Here is a 7131-nt window from a genome sequence, read left to right as displayed (position 1 = left end):
TCGCCATCGGCATCGAACATGGTGCCGACGGAGATTTCCACGTCCCGCTGGATGTCCTCCAGCGTCGCGGCCACCGTACTTTCCCAGAATCTTGCACGATCGTCCTCGCCTAGCCCGGATGACACCCTCTGCCCGATGTCGCAGTCGGCGAAGAACCCGACGTACACTTCATTCAGGGCCTCCGCTCCTTCGTTCCACAGCCACAGATCGAAGCCGATGAAATCGTCGAGATCAGGCCTCGACCACGCGAGGGTGTGCTGGCGGAACAGCAAACCCAGGGGCACGTGGTCCGGGTACCGCCCCACGATGGAGGGATCGGTGTCGTTGAAGACAGAGGCCAGCATCTGGTCCGAAATCGCGGCGAAGTCTTCGTCCGACACGCTGTCGCCGTCGTTGTCGCGGCCGTCGAGCCAGTCCTCGTCGATCCTCCCATCCTCATCGTCGTCGGCATCGGGCGAAGGGGCCCGACTGCCGCTCGGGGCCCCAGCCCGAGTCTCGTAGATGTGGTCGTCAGCGCCGGTCCCCGGGTCGAACTCCCGCAAGTAGCTGCCCGTGGTCACGTGCGGCTCGCCCTGCCGCGTGGCGCCCACCCACCAGCCGCCGCTCCACAAGTACTCGACGCCGCTCCTGCCCGGCCATTGTGCCGAAGGCTCACCGGCGTAGGGAGCGGAGGATCCGGGCATGGACCCGACCTGCCCGAAGTTGGTGATGAGCGCGCGCACCTGGCCGCCTTCGTGGACTTGCCAGTCGAGCGCGGATGTTTCTGCCGGAATGGGAGAGCGCTCGGGGGAGGTGGCATGAGTCGGTGTGCCGACGACAGCAAAGAGCGCAAGGGCCACGACACGGATGTCGCGCAACCCATGGCGCATGGGCTTTCGGGCAGCTTGCATGGTAGATCTCCGACTGGAGGCAAAATAGAGGCTGGAGTGTCCGAGCGCAACCGTCCCCGGTTCTCCGGGTATGGGTCCGTCCCTGGGACGCGTCCCGATGGAGCCGCTCGTCCGTCAGCGGTTGAAGTCGAGGCGGCTGACGTCGGACCAGGAAAGGTAGGTGCGGGACTTGTCGCCGCCGGTGAAGACAAGAATACCGGCGTTCTTGTCGGTCACGTCCTGGCTGTCCTCGAGGACGACCTGCTCGCCGCTGCGCAGGGCCACCCGGCACTCGCCGGCGTCGAGCCGCTCGATCGAGGCCACGAGCGCGAAGGGAATGTCGTAATCCACGTCCCGATTCGAGCCGTTGAGCATTTCCCAGCCGGCTTCCTCGTCGGTGTCGAAGACGATGCGACCCTGGTGCTTGTCGCCGTCCTTGCCGGTGACGCTCCCCTCCAGCGGGCCCAGCGCCGGGTATTCGCCATAGCCCCGGCCGCTGCCCTTGGCAGTCGAGAAGGTGACCTTGTCGAAGACTTCCCAGGGAATGGTGACGCGGCCGAAACGGCGGTCCTCCACCATGATGCCGCGGTTCTCGTCGTTGACGTCGTTCGTTCCCTCCAGGCGCAGGACCCGGCCGTCGCTGAGCTCCACGCGGCTGCTCCGCCGCGACTGGCGCTCGATGCTGCGGATGCGGCCCATGGGGATCTCCATCTTGCCGTCCTCGGATTCACCGTTCAGGATGTCGGCGCTGGTGCACTCCTGCTTGTCCCACTGCACGAAGCCTTCGAAAACGCCCGCACGGGTCTCCACGCTGCCGTACAGTCGGGTGACGTCGGGGTCGGCGGCTGCGGGTGGGGCGCTGAAACGGATCCGCTCGATCCGGTCCCACTCGACGGTGATCTTGCCGGCTTCCGCATCGTCCACTTGGACCGGCCCACTCACGTCGTTGGAATAGCCGTGGACTTCGATGGCGGCCTTGCTCTTCAGATGCACCACGGCGCGCTCGTCATGCAGGACTTCGATCTCGGCGATGTCCCCGAAGCGGCAGACGAAAATGCGGCTACCGCGACCCTCCTCGTTGCTGATCTCGTGACCGAAGATGCGAATGGAGCGCCGGCGGCTGCGTTCGCGCTCGCCCTCGGGCAGATCGTCCAGGTACGGGAGTTCCGCCTTGGAGGAATGGAAGAGATCGTCCCAGAAGCTCTCCTCGGTGCCCCAGCGCAGGAAACCACGATATTCCTTCCCGGAGCGCGTGGTGACTTCGCCATAGAGGAACCCGGCGTTGCTCGAGGCGCCGTCGGCCGGGGCCCAGGCTCCCAGGACACCGCCGGCGAGCAGCGCCAGTGGGCCGGCGCACGCTAGAATCCATTTCCTGTCGCCGTGCACGATCGTCTCCCTTCGCACTCGGTTCACTGGGGGAGCACCGCGAAGGACGCCACGGGAGAGACGAAGTCCAACGTCTGCGCTCCCGGTTGGCCGGTCCAATCCTCCGCGCTCCATCCTTCCTCGCTCGTCAGCTCGCCCTCGTGGGAGCCCTCGGTGTTCTCGGCCTGGGCGTTCGCCAAGATCTCGCGCATCGCGATCTGGAAGCGGGGCTCCGCCTTCAGCAAGGCGCGGGCGTAGGCCACGAAGCTCTCCTCCGTCATGGGTGCGGTGGCGACCGCGGTGCCCTCACCGCCGGTGCGGGTCGCGCCGCCTTCGGGACGCCCGAACCGCCCGAGGGCGAAACCGAGCGCCAGTACGATCCCCGCCGCCAGGGACAAGACGACGGGGAAGCGCGGGCGCTGCGGTCTGAGAGCCACGACGCGCTCACCGGATCCGCTCACCCTCGAGCCGGCGGCGGCTTCCTGCAGCGCCCGGCAGGCGCCATAGAACTGCTGGCAGGAGGCGCAGCCGGGAAGGTGGGCGAGGAGCTCCAGCATCTCGTCGCGCGACGCCTCGCCATCCAGAAGGGCGGAAATGATCATCTCGTACTGCACACAGGGATTCATTGCGACTGCCTCCGCGAAGGCGGTAGCTGCCGAGGCGATGTCGTCGACCTCTCGGGGGCGCCGGGGTCCGGAAGGAACGGCTGCAGCCCCTCGATCAACGTCTTGCGCGCCCGGTACACTTCCACCTTCACCTTCGCCACAGTCCAACCCTGCCGCCTCGCGACCTCCGCGTACGGCAGTTCGAACAACACGCCAAGCTCGAAAGCCTGGCGACGATCCGCCGGCAGCATCGGGAGCAGCGCGCGTAGCCGCTCCTCCAGTTCGTGCCGGTAAGCTCGGGCCTCCGGGGGGTGCAGCCCCGGTTCGACTGCAGGCCGACCGGGCTCCGTCTCGAGAGACTCGAGGTCCACCTGGGGCCGGCGGCGCCGGAAGTGATCCGCCAAGAGGTTCCGCGCCGTGCGGAACAGGTAGGGCCGTGTCTTCGACTCATCGGCCAGCTCGGGAGCCCGCGTGAGGAAGCGGACGAGGGTTTCCTGGCAGAGATCTTCCGCTGCATGAGCGTCTCGCAAGCGACGTCGGAACCAGGACAAGAGCGCCGGCCGATGCCGGGTCAGGGCTTCGCCATCCTGGGTCACGCGCGGCTCGGCTTCCTGGTCCATCGCCTCCGCCCCGACCAATTGCATCGACCTGTCTGCTTCTGGAGACACACGAGCAATGGAAAGGTTACACCTGGGGCCTTGGGGTGGCGTGAAAGATTGCGCTTTCCGCCCTGGTTCGGGGCGGTCCAGGCAGTGACCTCCGTGCCGGCGCCGCACCGCGGGGGATAGCGGAGGAGGTCGGAGGGGACCCCAGGCTAGTGCGGTGCTCCGCTCCGAACGAGCGGGGCGATGACGTCACGGGCGAAGTCGGCGAAGGAGGTCGGCATGGTGCGCTTCGGCGCCCTGGGGTCCGGCGCTAGGTGACCGCTTTCCAGCGACTCGAGCAACTCCAGGAAACCGTTCACGAAGTCCCCCGACATGCCCTTGCCGGTCAGAACCTGAGTAGCCTGCTCCCGGCTCACTTGCACGTGGGTTATCGGTTGTCCGAGGGCGTCGGAAATGGTGCGCGCCGCTTCGTCGAACGAGACCGGCGCCGGGCCGAAGATCTCCAGCACCTGGTGGCCCGTCCAGGAGGTGTTGAGGATGCGCTCAGCAGCGACGGCGGCGACATCCCGGGTGGCGACGGCGGGGAAGCGGGTTCCACCAGCCGCGGGCAAGAAGATCTTGCGCACCTGCTGCATGCTTTCGATGCTGCCGAGGTGGTTCTCCATGAACATCCCCGGCCGCAGGTGCAGGACATTGTGGGCCGCATCGTCGAGCATCTTCTCGGTCTCGCGCAAGCCGAGGATCGGACCCGTCTTGCTCTCCAAGTGGGCGCCATAGCTCGAGAGGTGCACCACGCGAGGGATGCGATGTTCGCGCACTGCGGCGGCGGCGATGCGTCCGAGATGGTTCTGGAAGGCGCGCACGCTGGGCGCAGTGGGGTGCGGTGGTGTGAGCCAGAACAACAACTCGGCGCCGCGCGTGGCCCGGGCGACGAAGGCCTCGTCTTCCAGGTGGCCCTCCAGGACGGTGGCGCCCCGGGCTGCGAAATCTCGCACCTTCTCCGGGTGACGGGCGAGGAGAGTGGGCTCGCATCCAGCTTGGAGCAACTTCTCGGTCACCAGGCGACCGATGTTTCCAGTCGGTGTGTTGACGACGACTTGCATCATCGGTTCTCCTTCGCCGCGAATTCTTCTGTGTGCTGCTCCCGCCCAGGTTAGGGACCGACGGCGGAAGAGGTCAACCCGGCAATCTGACGACCCTGACGCGCTTGCTCAGCGGCACGGTGCTTTCTCTCCCTCGCGAAGCAGAGGCGCCCGCCAACTCCAAAGAGGGTAGGACTCTTCTCACTGTGTCCATTCTCAACGGCGCCGTCCACTCTGATTCCTTCGGACACACTTCCCTCCAGGCTTCGGGGGTGTCCTTTCCCTGCGACGTATGTCATGATCCCGCAACGGGTTGGCGATCGAAAACGGAAGGGCTGCGAGGAGCTGGGCGGCACGCTCCTGGCACTTGGTAGGAAGGGAAGGAGAGCACGATGCTGAAACGCGCGGTCAACTTCGTCATCCGGGCCTCGGGAGATCTCCTGGGATTGGTGGGCGTCCTGCTCCTGGGCGTCTGCGCGGTGGCATTCCTCGCCCTCCTGGGTGTACAGCTGACCAGCGGCGCTCTGTCGCCCTATTTCGGCATCGTCACCTACATGGCGCTCCCCGCTGGTTTTCTCACCGGCCTCGTTCTGCTCATCGTGTCGCGCTGGCGGGTGCGCCGCGCCCTGAGCCACGGCCGGCCCGTCCCTTGGCAGCTCGATCTCGCCAATCCGACCCACCGCGAGCGTCTCGGCGCTTTCGCGGTCGTCGCGGTGGTCAGCGTCATCGTCCTGGCGCTCAGCACCTACCATGGCGTGCACTACATGGACTCCACCGCTTTCTGCGGCCAGGTGTGCCACACGGTGATGGAACCGGAGTTCACCGCGTACCAGAACTCGCCGCACGCCCGCGTGAGCTGCACCGATTGCCACATCGGTCCCGGGGCCAGCTGGTTCGTGAAGTCCAAGCTTTCGGGCTCGCGCCAGGTGCTGGCCGTAGCTCTCGGTAACTACCCCAAGCCCGTGCCGGCGCCCATCGACAATCTGCGCCCAGCGCGGGAGACCTGCGAGCAATGCCACTGGCCTGAGAAGTTCCACGGCGACCGCATGAAGATCCACTCGCGTTTCCAGGAGGACGAGGCGAACACCGAGCTCAAGACAGTGCTCGTGCTCAAGGTCGGTGGCGGTAGCCTGGAGTCGGGCTTCGCGGCGGGCATCCACTGGCACATGAATCTGGCCAACCACATCGATTACCGCGCCTCCCCGGACCGCGCCAAGATTTACTGGATCCGGGTCGAAGACCTGCAGGGCAACGTCCGTGAGTACTGGAAGGAAGAAGGCCTGAAGCGCGAGGAGATCGCCCAGTTGCCCATGCGGCGGATGGACTGCATGGATTGCCACAACCGGCCCACCCATGAGTTCGACCGCCCTGAATTCGCCCTGGACGCAGCGCTACAGACCCAGCAGATCAGCCCCGACCTGCCTTACGTCAAGCGCGAAGGCTTGCGCTTGCTGAAGGTGGCGCACGCGACGAAGGAAGAAGGGCTGTCCAGTTTCGAACCGGGTTTGCTCGCCTTCTACGAACGCGACTATCCCGAGATCGCCTCGTCGCGGCGCGCCGACATCCAGCGTGCCGCGGCGGCGTTGCAGGCCATCTATGGCCGCAACATCTTTCCGGCGATGAACGTGACCTGGAACACCTATCCGAATCACATCGGGCACCAGGATGACGGCGGTTGCTACCGCTGTCACGACGAGGCCCACCGGACCGACGCTGGCGTGACGATCAGCCAGGACTGCTCGACCTGTCACGCGCTCGTGGCGCTCGAGGAGAAGGACCCGGAAGCGCTGAAGGTCCTGCTTGGCCAGCAGTAGGAAGTCGGGCGTCGGGGAGACGCGCCATGCAACGGACGAACGGATATGTGAAGCAGCAAGTGCGTGCGCGCCCGTCCATTCCGTGGGCGTTCTTGATCCTCCTGTTCGTGTGTGGCCTGGGAGCCCCGCTCATGCCAACAAGGCCACGGAACTCGATTTCCGCCTGAAGAAGTGCGTGGTCGGTGTGGTGCAGACAATCACCGTCACCCCCGAAGGCCAGATGGTGGACGTCAAGTCCGATGGCAGCTTCCGCGTGAACACGGACAAGGAGATCCTCTCCCTTCCCGTCAACGAATGGACGGAAGGCCCGGCGCTCAGCACCGGCGTCGTCGTCCAAGGCGGCGTGCTGCACGTGCGCGGTCCTTGCCGCCGTGGCGAGATCTCGGTGCGCATCGACGGCGTCCCCGTGAACGATCCGCTCTCCGGCGGCAGCGTCGACAAGAGTGTTCAGAGTCCGCGGGCTACGGCGGCTGTGATGCCGAGCCTCGCACCGCAGGACCTTCGCTTTGGTCGAGTGGGTCCGGTGAACGCGGACGAGCGCCCCGTCCCAGGAGCGCGACCAGCCCAACCGTTACCTTCCACTGGATGCCAGGGAAGGGTCGCAGCGATGCTCAGCCCACCAGCCCTGCCGCCCGAGGTCGCGAGGAGACTCGATGCCTGCGAGTGCGGAACGGCGAGCGCTCCGACCACCTTCATCGCGGAGGTCGAGGAGAAGGGCGAACCAGTGAGTGAAGGAGGCGCCCTGCCCAAGGTGACGAGACTTTGGGGGTGTGCGCCGAACCCGTTCAATC

The 7131-nt window shown here is 66.1% G+C and carries 7 protein-coding genes; 2 read left to right on the top strand and 5 right to left on the bottom strand.

What is annotated here, in order from left to right:
* The 5 genes from VFE28_17255 to VFE28_17235 form a co-directional block, all read right to left on the bottom strand.
* The coding region (locus VFE28_17255) for a hypothetical protein (GenBank protein HZM17747.1) at nucleotides 1-890 on the bottom strand (890 nt) is incomplete at its 3' end.
* A 114-nt stretch (nucleotides 891-1004) separates the two neighbouring features.
* Nucleotides 1005-2255, bottom strand: a complete 1251-nt coding sequence (locus VFE28_17250; GenBank protein HZM17746.1) for a hypothetical protein — start codon at nucleotides 2253-2255, stop codon at nucleotides 1005-1007.
* Nucleotides 2256-2278: 23 nt separating this feature from the next.
* On the bottom strand, nucleotides 2279-2860 hold the full coding sequence (locus VFE28_17245; GenBank protein ID HZM17745.1) for a zf-HC2 domain-containing protein: 582 nt from the start codon (nucleotides 2858-2860) through the stop codon (nucleotides 2279-2281).
* Nucleotides 2857-3483 (bottom strand): RNA polymerase sigma factor, encoded by a 627-nt coding sequence (locus VFE28_17240; GenBank protein HZM17744.1) that lies wholly within the window; start codon nucleotides 3481-3483, stop codon nucleotides 2857-2859. Before VFE28_17240 ends, VFE28_17245 begins: the two co-directional genes overlap by 4 nt.
* 170 nt (nucleotides 3484-3653) lie before the next feature.
* A complete protein-coding gene (locus VFE28_17235; protein HZM17743.1) occupies nucleotides 3654-4550 on the bottom strand; it encodes an NAD(P)H-binding protein in 897 nt (298 codons plus the stop codon).
* A gap of 368 nt (nucleotides 4551-4918) precedes the next feature.
* Between VFE28_17235 and VFE28_17230 the strand changes: the two genes are divergently transcribed.
* Together VFE28_17230 and VFE28_17225 are read left to right on the top strand one after the other, a co-directional pair.
* On the top strand, nucleotides 4919-6340 hold the full coding sequence (locus tag VFE28_17230) for a NapC/NirT family cytochrome c (protein HZM17742.1): 1422 nt from the start codon (nucleotides 4919-4921) through the stop codon (nucleotides 6338-6340).
* Between the two features lie 184 nt (nucleotides 6341-6524).
* Nucleotides 6525-7131: hypothetical protein (locus VFE28_17225; protein ID HZM17741.1), on the top strand; the 607-nt coding region annotated here is incomplete at its 3' end.

It is taken from the genome of Candidatus Krumholzibacteriia bacterium (assembly GCA_035649275.1).
Taxonomy (GTDB): Bacteria; Krumholzibacteriota; Krumholzibacteriia.
This window is presented reverse-complemented; position numbering and strand designations above follow the sequence as displayed.

What these genes read in the sequence shown, in the direction of transcription:
- VFE28_17245 (HZM17745.1), bottom strand. Translation starts at nt 2,860, where the DNA reads ATGAATCCCTGTGTGCAGTACGAGATGATCATTTCCGCCCTTCTGGAT.
- VFE28_17240 (HZM17744.1), bottom strand. Translation starts at nt 3,483, where the DNA reads ATGCAATTGGTCGGGGCGGAGGCGATGGACCAGGAAGCCGAGCCGCGC.
- VFE28_17235 (HZM17743.1), bottom strand. Translation starts at nt 4,550, where the DNA reads ATGATGCAAGTCGTCGTCAACACACCGACTGGAAACATCGGTCGCCTG.
- VFE28_17230 (HZM17742.1), top strand. Translation starts at nt 4,919, where the DNA reads ATGCTGAAACGCGCGGTCAACTTCGTCATCCGGGCCTCGGGAGATCTC.